Below are 25,567 nucleotides of genomic sequence, written 5' to 3'. Positions count from 1 at the left end.
TTATTGTTTTTCGGCCTGCGTTTTTCCATCTATAAAAAAGGCATTGTTACGGACACGTTTGTGCATTTCCGGGGTTTCATTACCATAGCCAAAAATAAGCGCCAGCTTCACTTCATCCGATTTAGGTATAGTTAACAGGGAATAGATTTTGGTGTGTTCTACGTACTTTCCAAATCCTACCGGGCAACTGTCAAGGCCCATTGCTTTCGCCGCCAGCATCATGTTTTGCGCACACATGCCCACATCCAGCGAAGCCCATTCATTATCGGCCGGTGCGGTAATAAAAATCACTACGGGAGCACCATAGAATACATGGTCCGAACTTTTAAACAACTCGATAGCTCCTGGCAAAAAATGCAACAAATGGGTAACTGTTTTTAATATTTGTGCAGGACCTGCCTTTACAAAATCTTTTACTGCTACTTTCTTAATTTCTTTTGAAAAGTGCCGGATGGTTTCCCTGCGGGTAAGAATAAAAAATTTCCAGGGTTGTTTGTTGATTGCCGATGGCGCCATTCTGCCGGCATCCAGGATTTTTTCAATCAGTTCAATGCTTACCGGTTTATCCTTGTATTTTCTTACAGCCCTTCGCTGGCAAATGATGCCGATGGTATCAGTATTGGTTGCGGCTTCTTTTAATGTTGCTGTTGTCATGAGCGGTATTTTTACAAAAAGATTGTTTTATACCTTTCATTACAATGATCGTTATCAAAGCAATACTTGATTTCGGTCATTCATTTTTTAAACAGCAATAAATATTTATTGAAAGAATCATAATCCTCGTCGGGGGAGAGTTACATGCTATTCACACAAAGCTTTTAACATGCCCCTGAAAATAAAACCATGAAAAGGCAACACCGCCAGCCAGTACAACCGGCCACTCAAGCCCAGCGGGCGAAACGTAGCTGTTTGTTCCAACTCATTATTTTCATTGATAAAAAATTCAAGCCAGGCCTCGCCGGGTAATTTCATTTCTGCGTACAGCAACAGGCGTTTATCTTCTTTACTTGCAATCAGAACCCGCCAAAAATCAAGTGCCTGCCCGGGATACAATTGCGTTGGGCTTCGTCTGCCCCGGCGCAGGCCTACGCCGCCCACCATCTTATCCATCAAGCCTCTTGTAATCCAGAGCCAGCGGCCATAATACCAGCCATTGGCACCACCGATGCGCCATATCTTATCCATTGTTTTTTGCACATCTGTTACCTTCATTTTTCTTTTGTCCTTGTAAGTACCTTCTTTTGGCACCTGCAGATGAGCAGTTAAACCTTTGTACAAAATGTTGCTGCTGAGTGCATCTTTCCAGCTGGAAAGCACCTGGTCGTTTTCAATTTTTACAAAGGCCAGTTCAATGGCTTTTTCATAAGGCGTGGGAGTGATGTGCAGGAGCTCGCCCAGGTTATTGGGTTTACCAATTACTTCTACCTTCATACTGTCTACCAAATTTTTAGCCAGCTGATAACTGGTAGATGTAACAAAATACAACCAGTAGGATGATAGCCGTGGCGTTAGCACAGGCAGCACAATAATTTTTCTTTTGAGGCCTCTTACCGAAGCAAATTTTAGCAATAATTCTTTATAGGTAAACACTTCGCCGCTGCTGATATCGAAACTGGTATTGAGTGCCTGGGGCAAGCCAATAACGCCTTTTAAATAGGCAACCACATCGCGGATGGCAATCGGTTGCGTTTTGGTATGCAGCCATCTTGGTGTAACCATCACGGGCAGTTTCTCCACCAGGTCACGGATAATTTCAAACGAGGCACTACCCGAGCCTACAATGATACCGGCGCGCAAAGCGGTAAAAGCATAGGACCCTGTTTTTAAAATTTCTTCTACCTGTTGCCTGGATTGAAGGTGTTTTGATAAGTGTTGTTCGTTTACAATGCCCGTAAGATAGATGACCTGTTTTACACTTGTTTGCGCCATTCGCCTTTTAAAATTTTCCGCCGATGCCGCTTCCATTTTTTCAAAGTCTCCCGTGCCCGTACTCATAGAATGCACCAGGTAATAAGCGATGTCAATATCTGCAGGAATATTTTGTAAAGTGGATTCCTGTAACAAATCAACTTCAATCACAGCAATATCAGGGTCATCAAATTTTTGTAAATCAAAACGTGCTTTATCCCGAACACAACAGTATACATAGTGATCTGCACTAAGCAATTCGGGTAATAATCGTTGCGCAATGTAGCCAGTGGCGCCTGTAAGCAATATTTTCAAAATGCAGAATTGTTGTTGATGATACAAAACACATCCGGTAGCGAAAAGTTTACAATAGTGCGAATTAATGAAAGATCGCCCGCCACGGGTATGGTTTTCTACATAGCTGCCGGTAGTTGCCGGTTTTTGATAAATCAGCAACCGATTGATAAGTAAAATGAATCGAAGTCGCCGGTAATGAAAGAGCCGTTGCTGATAAAGAAAAAATAGTTACTTTCAACAATAAGAATAACCAATATGTACAAACCTGCTTTTCTTATTTTATCAGCGATCACTATCCTTCAATACAGTGTGGCTCAACGCGTATCAAAGTATACCATTGATGGTTTTGCCAAAGCTCTTGTTGAGTTTACTCCTTACAAAAATAACCCGCTATTTGGGGGAACAGGTGCTGATACATGGGATAAAAATATCAGGGAGCGGGGCTATATAATTAGAGAAGACAACCGCTACCATCTCTGGTATACCGGCTATACTGACACCAGTGATATAAAACATTTAGGCTATGCCACCTCAGGGGATGGCCTTGCCTGGACGAGATACAAAGACAATCCTGTGTACAGCGGCGGGTGGGTGGAAGATATGTGTGTTGTAAAATCAGCCGGTGTGTATTACATGTTTGCAGAAGGCAGGGGAGATACGGCGCATATGCTAACTTCAACCGACCGCATTCACTGGACTGAGCAGGGTAACCTGGATATACGCCGTAAAGACGGTACCTCTATTTCGAAAGGACCTTTTGGTACTCCCTGTGTATTGAAAGAAAATAACCTTTGGTACCTCTTGTATGAAAGGGATGATCTTGGAATCTGGCTGGCCACTTCAACCGATTGTAAGGTATGGACAAATGTGCAGGATGAGCCGGTACTGAAGATGGGCCCTGAAACCTACGATCAGTATGCAGTTGCCATGAACCAGGTTATTAAATACGACGGATTGTATTATGGATACTACCATGCATCTGCTTTTAAAGACTGGCATGAATGGAGTACCAATGTAGCTGTTTCGAAAGACCTGGTGCACTGGAAAAAATACGCTAAAAATCCCATTGTCAGCAATGATAAATCAAGTGGCATAATAGTGAATGACGGCAAGGCCTATAGGTTGTATACAATGCATCCTGAAGTGAATGTGTATTTTCCCCGCAGCGGACAGTGACAGGTAAAAGTATTTTCTACTAACCACGTATGCGATGGGTTTGGATGCAACCACAGCGGGTTGGTTATTGTTGAAATTGTTTATTTTGAACTTTTAAAAAAATAGAGATGGAAAATAAACGCCGCCAATTTTTAAAGTTGGGTAGTCTTGCCTGCCTGGGTATTGCAGGAGGCGGATCGCTGAAAGGATTATCTCCTGTTGAAAACATTTTCCCTTCTCCTCCTGAAAATTTATCCGCTGTAAATAATTTTTCTGCCATGGAAAACAATAATCAAAATAATGCCAGCCTTAGTATCATCGGCCAGTATGGCGATTGGGCCGCAGGCTTGCGCAAGGATAAATTGCCTTCCTTATCCTTCCGTAAACAAGAATTTGCCAACCTGGATCCCTGGCGAAAGACTGCAAAAAAACAAGTGACTGACCGTATGGCTGTGCCGTTTATTGGCAATAAGCCTGCGATAAATATGGTAAAACAATATGACTACGATGGCTTGCATATAGAAGAGTTAAACTGGCAATTGCCTTATGGCCGGGCTACTGAAGCCATTGTGTTAAAGCCGGTCAATGCAAAGGGCAAGCTGCCCGCCATTCTAGCCTTTCACGATCATGGGGGCAATAAATTTTTCGGTACAAAAAAAATCACGAAAACATCCGACCAGCAATTGGCTTTGATGGCTGATCATCAGAAAGAATATTATGAAGGTTTTGCCTGGGCCAACGAAATGGCGAGAAGAGGCTACGTTGTGTTGGTGGCGGATGCTTTTACGTTTGCCAGCAGAAAGGTAATGCTGCAGGATGTGCCTGAAAAAATGCGGGATGGATTAACAGATCCTGATCTGCAAAATGCAGATGGCATTGCAGCTTATAATAAATGGGCCGGCGAGCATGAACATATTATGGCGAAATCATTGTTTAGTGCAGGTACAACCTGGCCGGGTGTTTTCTTTGCAGAAGATAAAATAGCGCTGGATATTTTATGTGACCGTGAAGATGTGGATGCCAGCCGGATTGGTTGCGGCGGCTTATCCGGCGGCGGATTAAGAACCGTTTTTATGGGTGGACTGGACCCAAGAATCAAGTGCGCCGTTTGCGTTGGATTCATGACAACCTGGAAAGATTTTGTACTGCATAAATCTTTTACGCATACCTGGATGGTGTACGTACCCCTGCTGCCCAACGAACTGGACTTCCCTGAAATTTTAGGCTTGCGTGCACCGCTTGCAACGCTGGTATTAAATGATGAACAGGATGATTTGTATACGCTGCCGGAGATGAAAGCAGCTGATAAAATTTTGCGGGAAGTATATGCAAAAGCAGGCGCAGCCAATCATTTTAACTGTTCTTATTATCCCGGCCCCCATAAGTTTGATGCGAAGATGCAGGCAGAAGCTTTTGCATGGTTTGATAAATGGTTGAAAAAATAGGCCACATAAATTACTGCAGAAAAAATAAATTTCAATGAAAAGTAACCGCAGAAGTTTTTTAAAATATTCAGGTCTTACCGGTGTTGGTGTTGCCGGCGCCGCTGTGCTGAAAGCTGCCGCAGAACTGCCTTACTATTTTCCGGAAAGCAATGCCAGTCATTTCAACATGTGTGGTTTTGCTGCACCAAAAATACATACGGTGCGGATTGGTTTTATTGGCCTGGGTAACCGTGGTCCGGCTGCGGTGGAAAGGATGACGCATATTGACGGTACAGAAATAAAAGCACTGTGCGACATCAGGCCTGCCAAAGTAAATGCGGTAAAAAAATCGCTGGAAGACACAATACATCAGCCGGATATTTATACAGGCAAAGCGGATGAATGGAAAAAAATGTGTGACCGCAAAGACATTGACCTGGTCTACATCGCAACGCCCTGGGCTTTGCATACACCAATGGCCGTATACGCTATGCAACAAGGAAAACACGTATGCGTGGAAGTGCCTGCAGCTAGAACAATTGAAGAATGCTGGCAATTGGTACACACTTCGGAACAAACCCGCAAACATTGCATTATACTGGAAAATTGCTGTTACGATTTTTTTGAACTGCTTACATTGAATATGGCACGACAGGGATTGTTTGGTGAGATTGTTCATGGCGAAGGCGCCTACCTCCATACGTTACTGGAGGGCAATTTCAGCAAAGAAAAATACTATGATATGTGGCGGCTGAAAGAAAATTTCAGGAATGGTAATTTGTATCCTACACATGGCCTGGGGCCCGTGGCGCAGGCCATGAATATTAACCGCGGTGATAAAATGGATTTCCTGGTGGCGGTATCCGGTAAAGATTTTCAGATGGGTGCCGAAGCAAAAGCATTGGCTGCCAAAGATGATTTTTATAAACCTTTTGCCGGTAAAAAATTCAGGAGCAATATGAACACGACCACCATCCGAACCAACAAGGGAAGTACCATTATGTTGCAGCATGATGTGACTTCGCCCAATGTATATTCCCGCATTCATAAAATAAGTGGTACCAAAGGTTCCTGCATAAAATATCCGCTGCCGGGCCGCATTGCGTTTGGTCATGAAGACTGGTTGGATGAAGCAGCCTATAAAAAAATAGAAGATCAGTACACGCCCAACATTGTAAAAAAAGTAGGAGAAATGGCGAAACAGGTTGGCGGACATGGCGGCATGGATTTTTTAATGGACTGGCGTACGATTGATTGTTTAAGAAACGGATTGCCGGTAGATATGGACGTATACGATGCTGCGCTTTGGAGTTCCATAGCGCCCCTAAGTGAATGGTCGGTAGCGCATCGGTCTAATTCAATCGATGTGCCTGATTTCACCTCCGGTTCATGGAAAACGAATCAGCCGGTGGATATCTCGCTGGCAAAAGGAGGGAATACGCAGGTGAAGATGTGAATGATGTGGTGAGCGGTGAGTAGTGAGTGGTCAATAGACAATGGTCAGTCGTGAGTTGTGAATGGTGAATTGGGGCGAATTTAATTTTAAGGGCTTCGCGGTTATCAATACTAAACTCTGATTATAATGGATGTAAAAATAGTTGCTTCTCCTGTTGAGCTGGGTAAAACTGCCGGAACTGTTGCTGCGCAACTGATCCGTGAGACCATTGCTACCAATGGCACAGCCAATATCATCATGGCAACGGGTGCGAGCCAGTTTGAAACCATCAACCAGTTAATTGCTGAAAAGGATATTGACTGGAGTAAGGTAACTATGTTTCACCTGGATGAATACATAGGTTTGCCGGTAACTCATCCTGCCAGTTTTAGAAAATATTTACAGCAAAGATTTTTATCAAAGTTGCCGCCGTTGCAGGCGGTGCATCTGATTAATGGGGAAACGGATCCAATAAAGGAATGCGCTCGTTTGGACGAGCTGATAAAGCAACTTCCAATTGATGTTGCTTTGGTAGGAATCGGCGAAAACGGGCACCTGGCTTTTAATGATCCGCCTGCGGATTTTGAAGCCGAAGCGCCTTATATTGTAGTGGAACTGGATGCAGCCTGCAGGCTGCAACAATTGGGGGAAGGTTGGTTTAAATCATTGGAAGAAGTGCCGCAACAAGCTATCAGCATGTCGGTGAGGCAGATTTTAAAATCAAAGAATATTATCTGTTCTGTGCCCGACAGCAGGAAGGCGTTGGCCGTAAAAAATACTATTGAGCAACCGGTTAGTAATCTTTATCCTGCAAGTATTTTGCAATTGCATGCCGGTTGTACAATTTATCTGGATCAATATGCAGCAGCCTTGCTTTCAAACAGGTAAAATGATTTTTCTTAAAAAATAAAATTAAAATATGAGGATTAAAATACTTTTTTTTATCAGCCTGTTAACAAGCGCTGCCGGGCTATTCGCACAAACAGTAATTCCTTTGTACACCGGTGCCATACCCAATTCGGTTCCTAATAATATGAAGGAGATTACCATCAATTGGGACGGCCATTTTGGTGGTTATAAAAGCATTGCCAATCCAACGCTGGAAGTGTATTTGCCTGCCGCTGCCGGCGCCAATGGTAGCGCCGTTATCATTTGCCCGGGCGGCGGATATGGCATGGAAAGTTACCAGGCAGAAGGAATCAATATTGCGAATGCGTTTATAAAACAGGGCACGGCTGCTTTTATTTTAAAATACCGGCTGCCTTCCGATTCCATCATGAAGGATAAAAGTATCGGCCCTATGCAGGATGCCCAGCAGGCTATCAAGCGGGTTCGGGAGAATGCTGTAAACTGGCATATTGAAGCAGATAAAATCGGCATCATGGGCTTTTCTGCAGGCGGCCATTTGGCAGCTTCAGCCGCTGTGCATTTTGATTCGTCTTTTATTACCAATAAAGAACATACCAGTTTGCGGCCTGATTTTATGGTGCTGGTTTATCCTGTTATTTCAATGACAGATCAATTGACCCATGCCGGCTCCAGGCAAAATTTATTGGGCGACAACATATCGTTGGAAAAAATCAATTTCTTCTCCAACGAAAAAAATGTTACAGAAAAAACGCCGCCTGCCTGGATAACGCATAGCGAAGAAGACAAAGTGGTAGATGTTGATAACAGCATTCTTTTTTATGAGGCGTTGCGGCATCATCACGTACCGGTCGAGATGCATTTATATCCCAAAGGAAATCATGGTTTTGTACTTAGCCAGCCAACGGAACAATGGATGCGGCCTTTGTTTGACTGGATGAAAACCAATGGCTGGATGAAATAACTCTGATGCTCCGAAAATAATCAGACGACTTTTGATCAGGCAATCCGAATCGTTGAATGCTAACTTGTTTGATTGAACGGTTTATAAGTTGCTTAATCTTTTTAAAAGTCAGAGTATCTTTTCATTAGCTTAAAAAATTAAACTGCCGGCTGACTGTTCACCAAACTGTTCCATTTTGGAACATTCACTCCTTTTATTAAAAGCCATAGGCACATGGATAATTCGGCAATAAAAATGGGCGCCATTAATATGTTGAATATGGAACCGGCAAATTCCGGAAAAAGAATCAGTGTAAAACTGTTTACCAAATAACACAGACCTGCTGTCAAAATAAAGATGCCTAAAAATTTCGGTAAGAAGACCGATTTAAAAATCAGGTAACCATCAATCAAACATTCAAATCCAAAAAAGATAAGGCCAATGGCAAATCCATGTTCATGCGCCTCGATAGCGATGGCTGCCAGCGCCTGCAACTGCTGCGGGTCAAATGCTTTCAGGTACGCTGCATTCCCCAAAAAGAATAAGGGCAACATTAAATTCAATTTATTGGCAACCAAAACCGCCGTCTGAATCAAACCAAACAATACTGAAAGTATAGCCAGGTTTTTATTGACTCTTTTAAACAGGGTAAAATATACGATGGCTAAAACCAGGTCGCACACATGCATTGCCAGATCACCGGCAATACCAATTCGCCATAAAAAAGGAGAAGCTGCGATATGCCGGGCCGTTGCGGCCGCATCACCAGGTACAATCATTGCATTGCGGATAAACAATTCTCCCAAAGCACCGGCTACTATAATAATCAAATACGCCAGCCCGCCTGTTCGTGCGTAAAATTGTGGTGAGGTTACTTCCTTGCTGTTAGTCATACTGGTAGTATTTTAACTGTGATGATTGAAAATATTGTTATAATTTTTAAGGGCATTGTGCATACTATACAAACGGCGCGTGCTAATGCTCAATGGTTATTGTTGCAGAAAGCCTTTTACTGCCAAAACTTTTCCTTGAAGCACCTCATAATAAATAGAAATTGAAAATTGTTTCATGAAATCTATCGGTAGCATATAAAATTGTCTTCAATCGTCTATAATCTGGAAGAATCACTGTATTTATTCCGTTAAACGGACAAATTAATAACGCTGACTAATCGCAATTACCTTGTTTTCAATTAGTTGTATTGTTGGTTCAATATGTGTTTAACTATTTGAAAGATATTTTCATTAACCCTAAAAAACTAAATTGTATGACAACGCGTATCCCATCTCTTATTACAGTAATATTGTTTACCACTTTATTTTCCTGCCAGAAAGAAGCCATAACACCAACAACTGTAACAACGGCAACAACAACAACAACAATGATGGCTGCTTCACCCGCCCATAGTTCAACAAGCAGGGTGGATAACACAGCCGGCGGTAGCCTCGGTTACCTGGGCGTGGGCTGCCCCGCCACAACAGTTTCACTCATTGCAGGACAGCATATAGACGCAGGGACTATTTCGGTAAGTAATGACAACGATTTTATTTATGTAACCTATAGCACGGCCAATGGCTACCTGCTTACACAAACACATTTGTATGTTGGCGACTGTGAGGGCATACCGGTGAACAAGAAAGGCAATCCCGTTCCGGGCCAGTTTCCATACAAGGATACACAAAATTATACTACTACATTTACCTGCAAAGTTCCAGTTACGGCCATTGGTTTGGGACAATGCGGCTGTATAGCTGCGCATGCTGTTGTGGTTAAACTGGATGCTGCCGGAAGAGTGACAGACGCACAAACCGCCTGGGGTGCAGGATCAGAAATTAGTACAACCGCCGGCAACTGGGGAACGAAAATGAATTACTGTACCTGCGTAGCTGAGTCTGCAGACTAAGTACCAATGGTAAATGATATTACAAAGACTGCCCGAAGGGTGGTCTTTTTTCATTATGTATTTTTTGTACAGGGAGTGTGTTCAGGAACTGAGTAAAGGAGTCTTCACCAGGTCTTTTAAAAACACCCGGATAGTTGTTCCTTTACCCGGCTCACTCTCCAATAAAATTTTGCCGCCGGAATTTACAACGAGCTCTTTTACGAGGTACAGACCGATGCCTGACCCCTCCAGCGAATTGTCAAGCCGGTAATATTTGGAGAACACTGCTTCGTGTTTACTTTCGTCAATGCCAATACCGTTATCTGTGATTGAAACAACGATGTATTCATCATCGGGAATAATGCTGATTGCGATGGCCGGATTTTTTTCCGGCGAACGGTATTTGATTGCATTGTTGAGCAGGTTGTATATGATACTTCTTAATTTTCTCCTGGAAAAAGTAATTTCTGAAATCTGTACGTCTGTTTTTATGACGGCGCCTGAAGCCCTGATATCTTCGTTCAGTGTAAGGCGCACATCTTCCAGGATATGTTCAAAATTCAACAGCTCTGCATGCGATTTGTATTTATGTTCCTTTGCCCTGCTTTCACTTAAGTCTTCAATCAGGTTTTGTATTTTGCCCAGCGCCCTTTCCACTATACCCAGCAGGGCGTCAAAACTTTCCTGGTTTTCCAGTCCGCCAGTTTTGAATTCATCAATTGCCAGTATCAAATTACCCAATGGGTTTTTTATGTCGTGCGAAAGCGTGTCCAACAGTGTTTCATGATCTGAGATTAATTTTTCCTGTTCTTTTAAATCCCGGATACGAAAAGTGATTTCCACAAAGGTGATGATTACTCCGTTTGTTTGATTATTTTCCTTTTGGATATAGGGAATGATATTCATCTGGTACCAGCGAAGGTCAGTAGTCTGAATTTCTTTTTCAAGAATTTCATTGCTGTCAATGACTGTTTGGATATTTTCTATTATGGACGGATACCTGAAATTGTCATGAATTTCGGCCATGGGCCTGTTAATATCACCTTTCGACAAACTAAATTGTTTCATAGCCGGAGGAGTAAATTTCCTCAGTATCAAATTGGCGTCTACAAATAACTGGGGAATAATGGTGTTCCTGAAATAATTTTCGAGTTCATCATTTTGTTCGGTGAGGTTTTTTATTACTTCTGTATTGGATTGCATAGCTTTTTACTGGCGTCTAAGGTAAGCTTAATCCGGGCCCAACGAAGGTTTATTTATCCCCTTTGCAGGATGATCAGTAACGGGCTCAGCCGCAGATAATAACGTATTACCAATCCCGGGCAGTTAAGTCCGTAACTCCATTAAAAGCTGTAACTGTAAGTTAACCGTTAAATTGCCGCAGGTGATGATCGGCATGTTTATAAGCCATGTAACCAATTTGCTCTTTGGTCATCTTTCCAAAAAATGGATGCACAAAATCAGGATTTGAAAAATGGGCCTCTTCTTCAATAAGCGCAATCCATTTTTTCTTTTGCGCAGCGATATCACCATCGTCCGTTATTTTAAGTGCGGTAATCGTAGGTGAATTTCTCCCCAATGGCTGCTCATCTTTTAAAACTTTTTTCAGGGCTATGCGGCCAAACAAACGGCCCATGAATACTTGTTTGTAACTCTTTTTTCCGAGTATCATTTCTTCCCAAAGCGTGCAGTGTTTCAGCATTTGGTAAAGTGTCATTTTGCCCCATTGTGCGGTGCTGTTGTCATCCAGTGCATTAATTCTGTTGATAATTTCGGCTCTTATTGATGGATCAAATATCGATTTCATATTGCTGTTGTTTTATGCAAGCTGAGCTAATGAAAACCAGTTACCCGAATCGTCTTTAAACAGGGCTTCTGTACCGTAAAATTCTTTGGTGGGTGGTTTTACAAACTCAACGCCTTTGCTTTTTAATTCTTCATAGGTTGCATAAATATCCCTGCAGGTAAAAACGCCCGGCCCGAAGGTACCTTTGCTGATAAGCTCTTTCATGGATTGGGCTGTAGCTTCAGTAAACATACTGCCGGTAGCCACCGGAAATAAAGTGATTTCCAGCTCGGGTTGCTCAGGTGGGGTAACTGTTAACCAACGGGCATCCTTGCCCATAGGAACATCCATCTTCACTTTAAAGCCGAGTTTGTTGGTGTAAAAGTCATAGGCAGTTTCCTGGTTGAGCACGTATACGCAAACATGCGTCATTTTCATTATCATGGTGGATGTTTTTGTTATGAAGCAAATGTCGGGAATGGTGCGGAGTTTCGCTTCTCCAAAATTGCTATTTTAAGTCCAGCCATGCTGAAAGGCAAAACACCCCGGCACGAACGCCAGCGGCATAACGGTTATCTGGTTTCGTGTTTGTTGGTATGTAGCCACGTAGGCGGAAGGAGACTGGCCAACAATGCGTTTAAAAAGCCCACTGAATGAACTTACACTGTCAAAGCCAACCGCATAGCAAACGCCGGATACATTCTGCCCGGTTTGTAAAAGCCGGGCAGCTTTTTCAATGCGCACAACGGTGAGGTATTGGTGCGGCGTTTTGCCGTACGTTTTTTTAAACAGGCGGATGAAATGAAATTTGGAAAAGCACGCTTCGTCTGAAATGTTATCCAGGTCTATAGTCAGGTGATAGTTGGCGTCAATAAACAATTTTGCCTGCACAATTCTTTTGTACAGGTACACTTTGGGATAGGCTGGTGTTGTTTCTTTTTCTGTCATTATTATAAGTCGGGTTTACCATGATTGCTATCATTTATAAAGTTAAATAATAAGTGGGCCCTGCGTGTTTTTTATGACCCTTTTTTGCTGAAAATATCCACCATCTTGTCCAAACTCTGTTCCAAACCGATTTGTGCAAAGTTGCTAATGCTGCTAAATTCGGCATATTCTGTAACCGTCATTTCGGTTTGGTTATTATCAACAAGGCGGAACGTTACGATGGTTTGAATGTATGCAGGAAAATCAGGCGGCATCCCAACCTGCGTGGGAGTGATTTTATTGCCGGCTTCATCAGATAAACTTTGAATGAACTCAATTGATTGCAGGGGAATAATTTTTACATATAACCAGGCGGAATAAAATACCTGGCCGCCCATTTCAGGCGGTGCCTGCATACTTACAATAGATTTGCCACCTTCCCTGAAATCGATTTTTGCAACGGGTGCCGTAAAATGTTTCGGACCCCACCAGCGTTTTACCAGTTGTGGCTCTGTCCAAAGTTGCCAAACCATTTCTACAGGAGCATTGAATGTCCTGGTAACTTCAATCTGCTTTGCCATGATTTTTAAATTGGATGTTTTTCGCAATCAAGCATTTTGCAACGCTGCAATATCAAATTTTTTCATTTTCATAAATGCCTGCACAACACGTGGCCCTTTTTCAGGATCAGACATCAGTTGACCCAGTATTTCCGGCACCACCTGCCAGGATAATCCGAACTTATCTTTGCACCATCCGCACATACTTTCCTGTCCGCCATCGGCAATCAGCTTGTACCAGTAATGATCAATTTCAGCCTGGTCTTTACAGGGGATAACAAAAGAAACAGCTTCGTTAAATGTAAAATGAGGACCGCCATTTAAGCCCATAAAGAGTTGCCCGTTCAACTTAAAATTCACTACCATTCCTGAGTCATGCAATATTGTTGAATCCGGAAAAATGCCACAGTAGAAATCGGCTGCTGCCCTGGCCTTACCGTCGAACCATAAACAGGGATAGAGTTGCTTTGTCATGTTGTTTACTTTTAATTGGTGAACTGATTATTTTTTCGATCTTGTTTTTTTCGTTTGCATTTCTTTCAGCAGATCATCCATTGCTGATAATCTGCCCTCCCACAATTTTCGGTAAGGTTCCAGCCAGTCTGCTATTTCTTTCATTTTTTTTGGGTTGAACTGGTAATATATTTCCCTGCCGGATTGGGTTTGTTTCAGCAATTCGCACTCGGTTAAAATTTGTATGTGCTTTGAAATCGTTTGCCTGGTCGAATCAAAGTTGCCGGCGATGGCACCGGGGGTCATGTCCTGTAAAGCCACCAAACCCAGTATCGCCCTGCGGGTAGGGTCGGCGATGGCCTGAAAAACATCTCTGCGAATTTCCATTTGTGCAGTTATTTGACTGCAAATATAGTGCAGTTACCTGGCTGCACAAATATTTATGGCTTTATTTTTATTTTTTTTGAATTGATAGAGAAGCATTGTTATTGCGACAACCAGTGATTAGATAATGTAACGTCATCAGCCCCGAAAAGGGTTGAAGGTATTGCATTGCCTGTAAAATATTTGCAAATGAACACGCGATGCCATAATGCAAATCGTCCAGAAAATCATCTTTTTTTATCTGGCCAAACAACTTATTTTCAATGATTAACTAATAACTTATGAAGCAGCTATTTTTTTCGGCGATTATTTTTTTCATGGTCTTGCAGGCTACAGCCCAGGACTTAAGTTATTATTTGCCGGATGATGTCACGTACAACCCGGCCATCCCTAAACCAAAAGACATTATTTATCACGAAGTAGGCGAGTGGCATGTAACCCACGACCGGCTGGTGAATTATATGAAAGCTATAGCCGCTGCCGCACCGGAAAGAGTTAAGCTGGAGACGATGGGTTTTACTTATGAAGATCGTCCGCAGGTGTTGTTGATCATCACCTCACCAAAAAATCAGCAGCACCTGGAAGAAATACGGCAACAACATTTGTTATTAAGCGATCCTTCAAAATCTGCTGCTGTAAATATTGAGCACATGCCCATTGTGGTTTGGATCGGTCATTCCATTCATGGTAATGAACCAAGCGGTGCCAATGCAGCTTTGCTTAGCGCCTATTATTTAGCGGCGGCGCAGGGCAAGGCGATCGATGATTTACTGGACAATACGGTGATTCTTTTTGATCCATCTTTTAACCCAGATGGACTGCAGCGTTTTTCTACCTGGGCCAACCAGCATAAAAGTAAAAACCTGGTTACGGATCCCAACAGCAGGGAGTTTAATGAAGTGTGGCCCGGTGGCAGATTCAATCATTACTGGTTCGATCTTAACAGGGACTGGTTGCCGGCCGTGCATGTGGAAAGCCAGAACAGGTTGCAGTGGTTTCATCAATGGCGGCCGAATATTTTAACGGATCATCATGAGCAGGGGAGTAATGCTACTTTCTTTTTTCAACCCGGTGTGTCAGCAAGGGTAAATCCCTTAACGCCGGAAAAAAACCAGGAGCTTACCAGCAAGCTGGCTAAGTTTCATGCAAAGGCGTTGGATAAAATCGGTTCCCTGTATTTTACAAAAGAGAGTTACGATGATTTTTATTATGGCAAGGGTTCCACCTATCCCGATATCAATGGCGCCATTGGTATTTTGTTTGAACAGGCCAGTAGTCGTGGCCATGCGCAGGAAACAGTGAATGGTATTTTGCGTTTTCCTGCTACCATCAAAAACCAGTTTGTAACAACGCTCTCTACATTGGAAGGAGCAAACAATTTGCGCAAAGAATTTTTAGACTGGCAGCGTACTTTTTATACCACTTCGCTGCAGCAGGCTGCTACGGCACCTGTACAAGCCTATGTTTTTGGTGACGGGGCAGATAAGAATAAAACCAACCTGTTTGTAACAATGTTGTTGCGCCACCGTATTGAAATATATGCACCCAAAAATGACATCATAGCCAACGGCAAAACTTTTAAAACAGGCGATGCATTTATTGTGCCCGTGCAGCAACCGCAGTACAAACTAATAAAAACATTTTTTGAAAAGACACTCAATTATAAAGACAGCCTGTTTTATGATATCACCGCCTGGACTATGCCACTGGCTTTTGGTATGCCTTATGGAGAGTTGAGCGCAACGCAATTCAACAAGAATCTACTAGGGAAACAATTGACGGAAGCAAACCAGTTAACAGGTATTGTAAATGGTGGTAAAAGTACCTATGGCTATTTGCTGGAATGGACTGATCTGCTGGCACCTGCTGCCTTGTACGAGTTGCAGAAAAATAATATCATCACAAAAACAGCCACTGAAAAATTTGAAATGGTGTTGACTACAGCAACAAAAAACTTTAACCCGGGCACTGTGCTGATACCTGTAAACAATCAGCCACTGGATGCAGATAAATTATTTTTCCTGCTGAGCGATATCGCTAAAAAATATGCATTGCCTTTTTATGCACTGCAAACAGGCAATGCAATAAGTGGCGTTGATATGGGCAGCCGCAAACTGGTTGCACTCACCAAACCAACCATTGCCATGCTGGCCGGTGCCGGCGTGAATGCTACCGATGCAGGCGAAGTATGGCATTTGCTTGACCAGCGGATGAACATACCCGCTACTCATCTGGAACCAGCTATTTTTAACCGGGTAGATTTAAACAAATACAATACCCTGGTAATGGTGGGCGGCAGTTATGCGGAATTAAATAAAGAAAAATTAAAAACATGGGTCAGCAATGGCGGTACGCTGATATTGCTGGAAGAAGCCGTGCAATGGGCTTCTCAAAATGGAATCAATTCGGTAACGCTTAAAAAAATTAAAACCGGTGTTGACAGCACTAAGCGAATTGCCTATGGCGAGGAAGAAGAAATTGATGGCGCACAACAAATGAGCGGCGCCATTTTTGGTGCAGATGTTGACCTAACACATCCACTGGCGTATGGTTATACCGAAAAAACAATCAGCTTTTTTAAGAGCAACAAAGTGTTTATGGAGAAAAGCAAAAACCCTTTTGCAACGCCTTTTTATTATAAAGAAAACCCTTTGCAAAGCGGGTGGATAAGCAAAGAGAACAGCGATGCAATGAAGAATACAGCCGCTGTAATTGTGAATACGGTGGGCACTGGCAGAATCATTAATATTGATAACAATCCCAACTTCCGGGCGTTTTGGCTGGGTGGTACCAGGCTGATGATGAATGCGATTTTCTTTGCAAAAATTATTGATGCAGCGAGTGGGAGAGGCGATGATTAAATGCCAGTTCTTTGCTATCCTTCGGTACAAAATCATTCACTTTTGGTAATATATTATTGTATTGAATACATAAGCTGCACTAATCATTCAATCCCTTACCCTGCAGTATTTGCGGTATATATTTTTTAATTCTTGCTTCCCGTGTTTTGGTTTGTTTGGGTGCTGAAAAATGCAACAGGTAGGCTCTTTGGCGGCCAGGCGTCAATGCAGCAAACGCGGCTTTCAGCGCAGGTTGTTTATTTAGTTTGGTTTGAAATTCTTCAGGTATAGTGTATTCTGTTGTTTTTTTAAGATCCACTTTCAGTCCGGCTTTTTCCACGTCAATGGCTTGCTGAATATATGCCTTCAATGTTTTTTCCTGCTTCACAATGTCCTTTACATTGGTGAACCGTACCTGCCGGGCAGCCTGCACATTTTTCGTTTGCTGAATCAGGATATTTTTACTGTCTTCCAGCAAGGCTCCCTTGAAAAATAACAAGGCACAATATTCTTTAAACACATGTATTAACACAATATTGCTGCCCTCCAATGAATAGCAGGGGCAACCCCATTTTAGTTCTTCGGTGAGGCCGGTGTCAAGGACAATCATCCGTAATTGCCTGATCGCTTCCTGCCAGGTGCCGGCTTTGTCAAAATAAAAATCAGCGGCAGGATTCAGTATTTTCTTTGTCATGGGATGTTTTTTATTAAACGGTTAATGAACCACGAAAGCCACGGGCAGCATAGTATGATTCCGCACCATTATGATATACAAAGACAGTGTCGTACCTGCGGTCGCAAAAAAGAGCACCACCCAGTTTCCTGATAGTTGCAGGCGTTATTATCCAGCTGGAAGTTTTTGTATCAAATTTTCCCAGGTGTTGCAAGGCCCTGTATTGGGTTTCATCCAACAGTTCAATACCCATTGCAGCAGCCATGTCCAGCACCGTATCGGCTGGTTTAAATTCTTTTCTTGCCGTATGTGCTTCCCGGTCGTAACACAGGCTCCTGCGGCCTTTTGGGCTTTCTGCTGAACAGTCATAAAAAGTGTATTGCCCCGTTTTTTTATCATGGCCAACCACATCCGGCTCGCCGCCCGATGCTTCCATTTCATTGAGCGACCAACACTTTTCTGCACTCGCTTCCAGCCTGGTTTGCACAAGGTTCCATTCAAGCCCTTTATGGCGGTTCATATTTTTTTCAAAGCGGGCCTTTAATATTTTGAGCAGTTCTTCACGCTCACCCGGTGACAACTTCTTGTTCATGTTGTTTATACTTTTACTTCAGATAAAATTTGTTTGCCGGCATTTGTATTTCATGGCAGCGACACAGACGACGCTCCATACAGGTTCAGTTTTTTATAGCAACCTTTTCATTTTGCCTGGGTGCACACAAGTCACTTCACAGCGCTTTTTAAATATACATCAACCATTCAGTCCATCCGGATTTTATTAATTGGCTGCAATGAGTATTCTATCCGCCGGCCGGAAATACCAGGACAAAATAATAAAAATTGTTTGCATAAATGGCCCGATAATTCCCTTAACGCTGCTATCGCCGCTTGCAAGGTGTGATAGCAATGCTCCTGTCATCAGGAAGAAGAAACCTGCATACGCCCATTCTTTAGCCAGCTTAAATCCCGGAAGGAGAATGGTGGTTACACCCAATAGTTTCCACACCCCAATGATGTATAAAAAATACAACGGATATCCCAACGGAACAATTAAATCAATCATTTCTTTTGCATGAAAAAGTTGTGCCAGCCCGCTGCTCAGCATGCCGAAAGATAATAGTGTTGTTGCAACCCAGTAAATAATTTTATTGCGACTTGACATGGTAGGTTATTTTAGTTTTTGTACGAAATCCTGTAAGCGGTCATGTGCCATATTGAGGCCCTGCGCAAAAGGCAGCTTCAGCATCTGGTCTCTTAGTTCAACCGATTTATAAACTATCTGCATAGTTAGTTTACTTGTTTCGTCAGTCAGTTGTTCAAATTCAAGAAACTCCAACTGCACGTCAAAAGGCGCATTCTCCATTTCAAACGTGCGCACGATTTTACGATTCTCAACAAACTCATGGATAACGCCGTTGGCTCTGAATACTACGTTTCCCTTACCATCACTCGTTTCAAATTGCCAGCCGCCGTGCTTTTTAGTTTCCAGTTTCAGCACTTTTGTTCCCATCCACTGTTCCACCAATTCAGGTTCGGCATGCGCTTTAAATAATAATTCCAGCGGTAAATCAAATTCCCTTGTAATCAGCAAATCCTGTTTGCCATCGTCTGCATGTATTTTCGTTTTTCGTTCCATGTTATTTGCGTTTATATTTTTTCATAACGGCTTCCAGTTTGTTAAACCGGTCATCCCACATGTTGCGGAATGGCTCAATAAAATCGGCGATTGCTTTCATTTTTTTTGCGTTGGTATGGTAGGAAATTTCCCTGCCGCTTTGCTCCTGTGTAAGCAATTCGCATTCAGTAAGTATCTGCAGGTGTTTGGATACAGTGGGCCTTGCGGTATCGAAGTTGGCCGCTATTGCACCGGCCGTCATCGATTGCGAAGCAACCAACAATAATATGGCTCTCCTCGTAGGGTCGGCTATGGCTTGAAATACATCCCGTCTTAAATTCATTGTGTAGCTATTTGACTACAAATATATATGTAGTTATTTGGCTACGCAAATTTTGAGGAAGTTTTTTTTTGATTTTTTTGATTTCGGCGGCAGAGGCATGGGGATGATTATTTAAAAGCCTGGTAACGGTGTTGAACAGGAGGGAAGTGTATGGAAGAATTTGTAAATGATACGTTCTACAGATTAACCCTGTCAATTAAATGATTGCCGGAATTCCAACGCAGACAACCGCGTTTTTGTTTTGAAAAATTTGCTGAAAGATTGCGGATGTTCAAATCCCAATTCGTAGGCAATTTCACTTACTGATAAATCGGTAGTGGATAATTTTTCTTTGGCTTTTTCAATCAGTTTGTCGTGGATATGCTGCTGCGTGCTTTGCCCGGTAAGTACTTTTAGCAAACCGCTTAAATAATTGGGCGATACATTTAATGCAGTGGCAATGTGTTGCACAGTAGGCAATCCCTTTTGTGTTAAATAGTTGCTGTTGAAATATTCCGTAAGAACAGTTTCCAGGCGATGGAGAATTTGATGGTTGGATATTTTCCTGGTGATGAACTGGCGTTCGTAAAACCGTTGCGAGTAAGTGAGTAATAATTCCAGTTGAGCAATGATTACATTTTGGCTAAACTTGTCGATGTTGGCGTGGTATTCCTGTGCGATGTGTTGTATGATATTGGTAACAGTGGCTTCTTCTTTTGCTGAAAGAAACAAGGCTTCATTTACCGAGTAGCCGAAATAGTCATACCCCTTAATTGTTTTGGCCAAAGCCGTATTCCAGATAAAATCGGGATGGATTAGCAATATCCATCCCGTATGTCTGGCTGGCACATTCGTATTGACCTCAACGCTGAAAACCTGTCCGGGAGCCATAAAAAACATAACGCCTTCATCAAAATCATATTCCTGCTGACCATATTTCATTTTGGCGTTGGAAGTTCTTTTTAATGAAATGGAATAAAAATCCAGCACCCAGCTGATCGTGTTGTTTTCAGGAAAATGCCTGATAGCCGCATAATCCACTACACTGATCAACGGATGTTCAGGCATTGGCAAACCCCTGAACTGGTGAAACTCTTTGATCGTTTTAATTCGGCGTGGTTGTTTGTTTGGCATGTTATGAAGTTACTTATTGTTGGTTATAGCCTGCTCCAAATTCCTTTGCAAAATCAACCAGTTTTATATTACCTAACAGCGGCTTGTTACGGTAGTAATCTTCGTACACTACACCGTTTCGCCTGCCTGCATTCATTTCCGTCAAACCCCTCGCCGCCTGAGTGTTCATGCCGGCTGCCAGCAAACCGTTCATAAATTGTTCATCGGGAATTACCTGCCATTTTAAACCCGGCTTTCCAATTGCTTTGCCTAAAATGGTGGCCACCTCATTCGGTGAAACTTCATCGCTTGCTATGTAACGAATCTCTCTGCCAGTAAAAGGTTTTTCAATTTCTTCAGCGATCGTTTTCGCAATGTCCAGCGGCGAAACCCAGGGTTCTTTTTCATCACCACCATAATTTGAAACAATGCAGTTTTGCGTTTTGATGGTAGGTATAAATGCAAACATGTTGTAGTAGAAGCCGACGGGCCGCATAAATTTAATGGTACCATCGTTTGGTAACTGCTGTAAAATTTTTTCTGCATTATAGTGAAAAGCCAGCATGCCATTGCCTTTGTCGGTATGCGCACCAATGCTGCTGAGATGAATCACCCGCTTTACGCCCGACTGTTGAATGGCTTCTTTGTAACTGTTGACAATCCTGTCAATGGCCGCCATGATGTCGAAATTTTTATCAAAGAAATTGTGTGCTCCAACTGCTTCCATCACATACACAATATCTGCTCCTTTAAAAGTCGCTGTTAAAAAATTAGCATCTTCCATAGAGCCGATCGCAGCGGTGGCACCCGCAGCTTCAATTGCTTTTTGCCGTTCGGCTTTACTGCTGATTACTGTCACAGAATATTTTTTCTGAACCAGTATATTAACCAGCGGTTTGCTGATGTGCCCAAGAGAACCTGTAATGATAATTTTCATTTTGTTGTTTATTTGTTTCTGCAAAATTCAGCAGCATCAAAATAACAACTGTAGCCAGATCTACTTTTGTTGTAGCCGGAAATGGGGAGTGAATTTTCATTTGGGGTGAATAGCACATTACTTGAAAACCACAGATGATAACATGTGCAGGGTATACGCCTGATTGAGCGGAAAGAATGCAAAGCTTCGTTTATAAAAAGGGGATCGTTCTTTTCGATATTTAGATTTGAAGCGTGCATTGCGGCCAACTTAATTTAGTCAGGATGTAGGCATTGACCCATCGGGCATTATGTGGGTGGCAACAACAAATTGTTGGCACACGTTTCATAGGAACGTAATGTGGATTGTATTTTATTTGCGCAGATAGCATTCCCACGGAACGCAGCGGGCATTTAATATATATTATACCCACAGTATGTTTGGATGGAACATTGTCGTTAACAAGACAAATCTATCTGGCGCAACTGAAAAGTAGCACGGCGGAAAAATCTCCGCTATGTTGGTATAACTTTAGCACACCAGCAATAAAATAGCAACATGGGCAAAAGAGAATATGATGTCGTGGTAGTGGGTTCCGGACCCAACGGATTGGCTGCTGCTATCACCATGCAATATGCGGGCTTGGGTGTTTTATTATTGGAAGCAAAAGATAGCATTGGAGGTGGTTTGCGTACAAAGGAGTTAACGTTGCCTGGTTTCAAACACGATGTATGTTCTGCCGTTCACCCGCTGGCTGCGGGCTCACCATTTTTTCAGCAACTGCCTTTACAAAAATTTGGGTTGAATTATATTTATCCCGCTGTTGCCGCTGCGCATCCTTTTGATGAGGGCTGTGCCGCGGTCTTAAAAAAATCATTGCAGGAAACTGCGGAGGGTTTGGGTGCCGATGAAAAGCAATACATCCAATTAATACAACCTTTATTGAATAACTGGCCGGCCCTTGCACCCGATGTATTAGGGCCACTTCATTTTCCGGAGCATCCTGCAGCGCTGGCAAAATTTGCTATAAAAGCATTGACATCCGCTTCGTTTTTGTCAAAACGGTTTTCTTCTCAACATGCAAAAGGTTTATGGGCCGGCATGGCTGCACACGCCATGCAACCCTTCTCTAATATCGCCTCCTCTGCTATCGGACTCGTATTGCTCGTTGCCGGTCATTTAAAGGGATGGCCTGTTGCAGCTGGAGGTTCACAATCCATTGCAGATGCGCTCGCTGCCTATTTTATTTCACTGGGTGGCACCATTGAAACCAATGTTGAAGTAAAGTCTTTTGGCCAACTCCCAACCTCGGATGCTGTTTTGTTTGACCTTGATCCGAAGCAGGTGTTGCAAATAGCAGGCGACCGGTTTTCATCGTTGTATAAATGGCAACTGAACAGGTACAGGTATGGTATGGGTGTATTTAAAATTGATTGGGCGCTGGATAGCCCCATACCTTTTACTGCTGCTGAGTGCAGGCAAGCCGGCACTGTGCATTTGGGCAATACATTTGCTGAAATTGCAGCAGGGGAGTTGCAGACTTCAAAAGGAAAACTGGTTGAAAGACCATTTGTTTTACTGGCACAGCCTAGCCTGGTCGATCCATCACGGGCACCGGAAGGAAAACATACTGCCTGGGCATATTGTCATGTGCCCAATGGATCGCAGGCAGACATGACAAGCGCTATTGAAAAACAGGTGGAACGTTTTGCTCCTGGTTTTTGCGATACCATATTGGCGAAACATACCATGAACACGGTACAGGTGCAATCATACAATGCCAATTATGTGGGTGGAGATATCAACGGTGGTGTGAGTGATATTACCCAATTGTTTACACGGCCTGCACTTCGCTTTTCGCCCTATCGCACTGCAGCAAAGGGTATTTATATTTGTTCGGCTTCTACCCCGCCGGGTGGGGGAGTGCATGGCATGTGTGGCTACTACGCTGCAAAGCGGGCACTTAAAGATATTTTTCATCTCGAAGAAAAAATAGGGTTGTTTCGCGGATAAATCACAGCGTCCTTTTAATGAAAGACTTCCTTACAATCAGTTGTCATCAGCGCTTTTAGGATTGGTTTTTGCAAATTATATTCAGCATAACAGTACCAAAACAATCAAGTTAAAGCAGCATAATAATGGAAGTGAAAACGGATAATGCGGTTGCAGAAATGCCTGTTGCGGCCCCAACGTACTGGCTCACCCGCTTTATGATATTGCGTTTACTGGGCGCTGTTTATGCCATTGCTTTCTTAGTAGCCGTTAATCAAATTATTCCTTTAATTGGTAAAGACGGACTGACCCCGGTTGATAGTTATTTACAGCAAATCAGCAACTCGCTGGGTAAAGCCGGTGGCTTTTTTCGTTTGCCATCCATCTTTTGGTTTGGCCATTCCGATGCGATGTTGCTGATGGTTTCATGGGCTGGGTTGATACTTTCGCTTATTGTAGTGTGTGGTTACGCCAACGCTGTGATGATGGGCGTGCTCTGGCTGCTGTACTTATCTATTGTTCATGTGGGGCAGGAGTGGTATGGGTTTGGCTGGGAAATACAACTTACAGAAACCGGTTTCCTTGCCATCTTTCTTTGCCCTTTGCTGGATATGCGGCCTTTTCCTAAACGGCCGCCACCTGTTATTATTATTGGGTTATTCCGCTGGATTATTTTTCGGCTGATGCTTGGCGCAGGGTTAATAAAAGTACGGGGCGATGAAGTGTGGCGCAACAGCACCGCCCTTTATTATCATTTTGAAACGCAGCCCATACCCGGGCCGCTGAGCCGCTGGTTTCACTTCCTGCCGCATAAGGCGCTCAAACTGGGCGTATGGTTTAACTGGCTGGCAGAACTGGCCGCACCATTTGTTGTTTTCTGGCCACGGGTAGCACGCCACATTGCAGGCATTGTCATTATCTTATTCCAGTTTAACCTTATCCTCAGTGGCAATCTCTCATTTTTAAACTGGCTTACCATTGTTCCTGCACTGGCTTGCTTTGATGATGACTTCTGGCGCAGATTGCTTCCACGGCGCCTGGTCAATCAAGCTGAAGCTGCGGCCGCCAATGCCGTCATTTCAACACCTATGGTAAACACAGCCTGGGGTATAGCAATTGTCATCGCGTTGCTCAGTATTCAGCCCGCACTTAACATGGTGTCGCCCGGGCAGGTAATGAACAGGTCATTTGATCCGCTGGACCTTGTAAATACCTATGGTGCATTTGGCAGTGTAGGAAAGGAGCGTTTTAATGTAGTATTTGAGGGAACGGTGGATTCGGATTCAACAGACAAGGCTAACTGGAAGCCCTACCTCTACAAGGGCCTCCCGGTTTTGCCGGATAAACGGCCGCAGCAAATAGCGCCTTATCACTTGCGGCTCGACTGGCAAATGTGGTTTGCCGCTATGGGCTCGCCGGATGATTATCCATGGACTTTGCACCTGCAGTGGAAGCTGCTGCACAACGACCCCGGTGCAGTTGGCTTGTTTGCATCTAATCCATTTCCCGATAAACCACCGCACTATATCCGGGCGGTTTTATACCGCTATAGTTTTGCGAAAGCAGGTGACAAACCCGAACGTTGGTGGAACAGGGAAAAGGTCAGCAACTGGATTCCGGCAATGGATGCGAATGATCCACGCCTGATTGCTTTTTTGCGGAGCTATGGATGGATGCCCTAACGGAATAATATTGTCATGCTAATGCAAAAGGACCGAAGTAACTTAAGAGAAAGTGAAATCGAAACTTTTAAACCCTATCCTTAATAATATTAAAATTAAATATAATTTTCAAAATCAATTGAAAATAGGTCAAATTGTTTAATAAAAATTATAAAAAGTTATTATTTGCAGGTAAAGAATCAAGGTTATTAACATTATTAGCAACTGAATAACATAATTATTTTAATAACATGTATATTTTTTAAAAAAGTTTACTATTTTCGGGCCGTCAAACTTTAAAACAACGGGTTATTGCTAACTACTTGGATATGGATACAAAGTAAAGCCTGTTTTTTGAACTAAAAGGTGACAGCGGACCTCGTCCAGTAAGAAAATCATTTTTTAAAAAATAAA

General features: G+C 43.0%; 26 protein-coding genes. 9 read left to right on the top strand and 17 right to left on the bottom strand.

Annotated elements, in window-relative coordinates; translation table 11 throughout:
• Window positions 1–654, bottom strand: a complete 654-nt coding sequence (locus tag JWR61_RS07040; RefSeq protein WP_301927136.1) for a nitroreductase — start codon at window positions 652–654, stop codon at window positions 1–3.
• A 147-nt stretch (window positions 655–801) separates the two neighbouring features.
• Entirely contained in the window at window positions 802–2,223 is a 1,422-nt protein-coding gene (locus JWR61_RS07035) for an SDR family oxidoreductase (RefSeq protein ID WP_301927135.1), read from the bottom strand.
• A 237-nt stretch (window positions 2,224–2,460) separates the two neighbouring features.
• On the opposite strand from JWR61_RS07035, the gene JWR61_RS07030 reads away from it, so the two are divergent.
• The 5 genes from JWR61_RS07030 to JWR61_RS07010 all read left to right on the top strand — a co-directional run bounded on the left by JWR61_RS07030 (window position 2,461) and on the right by JWR61_RS07010 (window position 8,050).
• The gene (locus tag JWR61_RS07030) at window positions 2,461–3,381 is read left to right on the top strand and encodes a glycosylase (RefSeq protein WP_301927134.1); all 921 of its coding nucleotides are present in this window, start codon (window positions 2,461–2,463) and stop codon (window positions 3,379–3,381) included.
• 107 nt (window positions 3,382–3,488) lie between these two features.
• Window positions 3,489–4,805 carry a dienelactone hydrolase family protein gene (locus tag JWR61_RS07025; protein WP_301927133.1) on the top strand — a complete coding sequence of 439 codons (1,317 nt, stop codon included), beginning with the start codon at window positions 3,489–3,491 and terminating at the stop codon, window positions 4,803–4,805.
• 34 nt (window positions 4,806–4,839) lie between these two features.
• Window positions 4,840–6,240: a Gfo/Idh/MocA family protein gene (locus tag JWR61_RS07020; RefSeq protein ID WP_301927132.1), complete on the top strand. Its 1,401-nt coding sequence runs from the start codon at window positions 4,840–4,842 to the stop codon at window positions 6,238–6,240.
• A gap of 126 nt (window positions 6,241–6,366) precedes the next feature.
• On the top strand, window positions 6,367–7,107 hold the full coding sequence (locus JWR61_RS07015) for a glucosamine-6-phosphate deaminase (protein ID WP_301927131.1): 741 nt from the start codon (window positions 6,367–6,369) through the stop codon (window positions 7,105–7,107).
• A 31-nt stretch (window positions 7,108–7,138) separates the two neighbouring features.
• Entirely contained in the window at window positions 7,139–8,050 is a 912-nt protein-coding gene (locus JWR61_RS07010) for an alpha/beta hydrolase (protein WP_301927130.1), read from the top strand.
• A 137-nt stretch (window positions 8,051–8,187) separates the two neighbouring features.
• Here the strand turns inward: JWR61_RS07010 and JWR61_RS07005 are convergent, their stop codons facing one another.
• The gene (locus tag JWR61_RS07005; RefSeq protein WP_301927129.1) at window positions 8,188–8,922 is read right to left on the bottom strand and encodes a DUF4386 domain-containing protein; all 735 of its coding nucleotides are present in this window, start codon (window positions 8,920–8,922) and stop codon (window positions 8,188–8,190) included.
• A 374-nt stretch (window positions 8,923–9,296) separates the two neighbouring features.
• Here JWR61_RS07005 and JWR61_RS07000 point away from each other — a divergent pair, with 374 nt between their 5' ends.
• Window positions 9,297–9,932 carry a hypothetical protein gene (locus JWR61_RS07000; RefSeq protein ID WP_301927128.1) on the top strand — a complete coding sequence of 212 codons (636 nt, stop codon included), beginning with the start codon at window positions 9,297–9,299 and terminating at the stop codon, window positions 9,930–9,932.
• An 81-nt stretch (window positions 9,933–10,013) separates the two neighbouring features.
• Here the strand turns inward: JWR61_RS07000 and JWR61_RS06995 are convergent, their stop codons facing one another.
• The 7 genes from JWR61_RS06995 to JWR61_RS06965 form a co-directional block, all read right to left on the bottom strand.
• Window positions 10,014–11,114 carry an ATP-binding protein gene (locus JWR61_RS06995; protein ID WP_301927127.1) on the bottom strand — a complete coding sequence of 367 codons (1,101 nt, stop codon included), beginning with the start codon at window positions 11,112–11,114 and terminating at the stop codon, window positions 10,014–10,016.
• 160 nt (window positions 11,115–11,274) lie between these two features.
• Complete coding sequence (locus JWR61_RS06990; protein WP_301927126.1) at window positions 11,275–11,718, bottom strand: DUF1569 domain-containing protein; 444 nt, start codon at window positions 11,716–11,718, stop codon at window positions 11,275–11,277.
• Between the two features lie 12 nt (window positions 11,719–11,730).
• Window positions 11,731–12,141, bottom strand: a complete 411-nt coding sequence (locus JWR61_RS06985) for a VOC family protein (RefSeq protein ID WP_301927125.1) — start codon at window positions 12,139–12,141, stop codon at window positions 11,731–11,733.
• A gap of 69 nt (window positions 12,142–12,210) precedes the next feature.
• On the bottom strand, window positions 12,211–12,645 hold the full coding sequence (locus JWR61_RS06980; protein ID WP_301927124.1) for a helix-turn-helix transcriptional regulator: 435 nt from the start codon (window positions 12,643–12,645) through the stop codon (window positions 12,211–12,213).
• 71 nt (window positions 12,646–12,716) lie between these two features.
• Window positions 12,717–13,205 carry an SRPBCC domain-containing protein gene (locus tag JWR61_RS06975; protein ID WP_301927123.1) on the bottom strand — a complete coding sequence of 163 codons (489 nt, stop codon included), beginning with the start codon at window positions 13,203–13,205 and terminating at the stop codon, window positions 12,717–12,719.
• Window positions 13,206–13,232: 27 nt separating this feature from the next.
• Complete coding sequence (locus JWR61_RS06970; protein WP_301927122.1) at window positions 13,233–13,658, bottom strand: VOC family protein; 426 nt, start codon at window positions 13,656–13,658, stop codon at window positions 13,233–13,235.
• 27 nt (window positions 13,659–13,685) lie between these two features.
• On the bottom strand, window positions 13,686–14,024 hold the full coding sequence (locus JWR61_RS06965) for a helix-turn-helix transcriptional regulator (protein WP_301927121.1): 339 nt from the start codon (window positions 14,022–14,024) through the stop codon (window positions 13,686–13,688).
• 278 nt (window positions 14,025–14,302) lie between these two features.
• On the opposite strand from JWR61_RS06965, the gene JWR61_RS06960 reads away from it, so the two are divergent.
• A complete protein-coding gene (locus JWR61_RS06960) occupies window positions 14,303–16,882 on the top strand; it encodes a M14 metallopeptidase family protein (protein WP_301927119.1) in 2,580 nt (859 codons plus the stop codon).
• A gap of 79 nt (window positions 16,883–16,961) precedes the next feature.
• On the opposite strand, the gene JWR61_RS06955 is transcribed toward JWR61_RS06960, so the two are convergent.
• The 7 genes from JWR61_RS06955 to JWR61_RS06925 form a co-directional block, all read right to left on the bottom strand.
• Window positions 16,962–17,555, bottom strand: a complete 594-nt coding sequence (locus JWR61_RS06955; protein ID WP_301927118.1) for a YdeI family protein — start codon at window positions 17,553–17,555, stop codon at window positions 16,962–16,964.
• Window positions 17,556–17,568: 13 nt separating this feature from the next.
• Window positions 17,569–18,126 carry a DUF4256 domain-containing protein gene (locus JWR61_RS06950; protein WP_301927117.1) on the bottom strand — a complete coding sequence of 186 codons (558 nt, stop codon included), beginning with the start codon at window positions 18,124–18,126 and terminating at the stop codon, window positions 17,569–17,571.
• 186 nt (window positions 18,127–18,312) lie between these two features.
• The gene (locus tag JWR61_RS06945; protein WP_301927116.1) at window positions 18,313–18,696 is read right to left on the bottom strand and encodes a DoxX family protein; all 384 of its coding nucleotides are present in this window, start codon (window positions 18,694–18,696) and stop codon (window positions 18,313–18,315) included.
• Between the two features lie 6 nt (window positions 18,697–18,702).
• Window positions 18,703–19,170, bottom strand: a complete 468-nt coding sequence (locus JWR61_RS06940) for an SRPBCC domain-containing protein (protein WP_301927115.1) — start codon at window positions 19,168–19,170, stop codon at window positions 18,703–18,705.
• 1 nt (window position 19,171) lies between these two features.
• Complete coding sequence (locus JWR61_RS06935; RefSeq protein WP_301927114.1) at window positions 19,172–19,492, bottom strand: helix-turn-helix transcriptional regulator; 321 nt, start codon at window positions 19,490–19,492, stop codon at window positions 19,172–19,174.
• Window positions 19,493–19,684: 192 nt separating this feature from the next.
• Entirely contained in the window at window positions 19,685–20,605 is a 921-nt protein-coding gene (locus tag JWR61_RS06930; RefSeq protein WP_301927113.1) for an AraC family transcriptional regulator, read from the bottom strand.
• Between the two features lie 13 nt (window positions 20,606–20,618).
• Window positions 20,619–21,521, bottom strand: coding sequence for an SDR family oxidoreductase (locus JWR61_RS06925; RefSeq protein WP_301927112.1), 903 nt, complete (start codon window positions 21,519–21,521; stop codon window positions 20,619–20,621).
• A 537-nt stretch (window positions 21,522–22,058) separates the two neighbouring features.
• Here JWR61_RS06925 and JWR61_RS06920 point away from each other — a divergent pair.
• Window positions 22,059–23,513: an NAD(P)/FAD-dependent oxidoreductase gene (locus tag JWR61_RS06920; RefSeq protein ID WP_301927111.1), complete on the top strand. Its 1,455-nt coding sequence runs from the start codon at window positions 22,059–22,061 to the stop codon at window positions 23,511–23,513.
• A 125-nt stretch (window positions 23,514–23,638) separates the two neighbouring features.
• Window positions 23,639–25,174, top strand: coding sequence for a lipase maturation factor family protein (locus JWR61_RS06915; protein WP_301927110.1), 1,536 nt, complete (start codon window positions 23,639–23,641; stop codon window positions 25,172–25,174).
• Window positions 25,175–25,567: the final 393 nt, after the last annotated feature.

Source organism: Ferruginibacter sp. (assembly GCF_028288465.1).
Classification (GTDB): Bacteria; Bacteroidota; Bacteroidia; order Chitinophagales; family Chitinophagaceae; genus Ferruginibacter.
The sequence above is the reverse complement of the archived record's forward strand: the minus strand, read 5'-3'. Positions and strand labels throughout refer to the sequence as shown.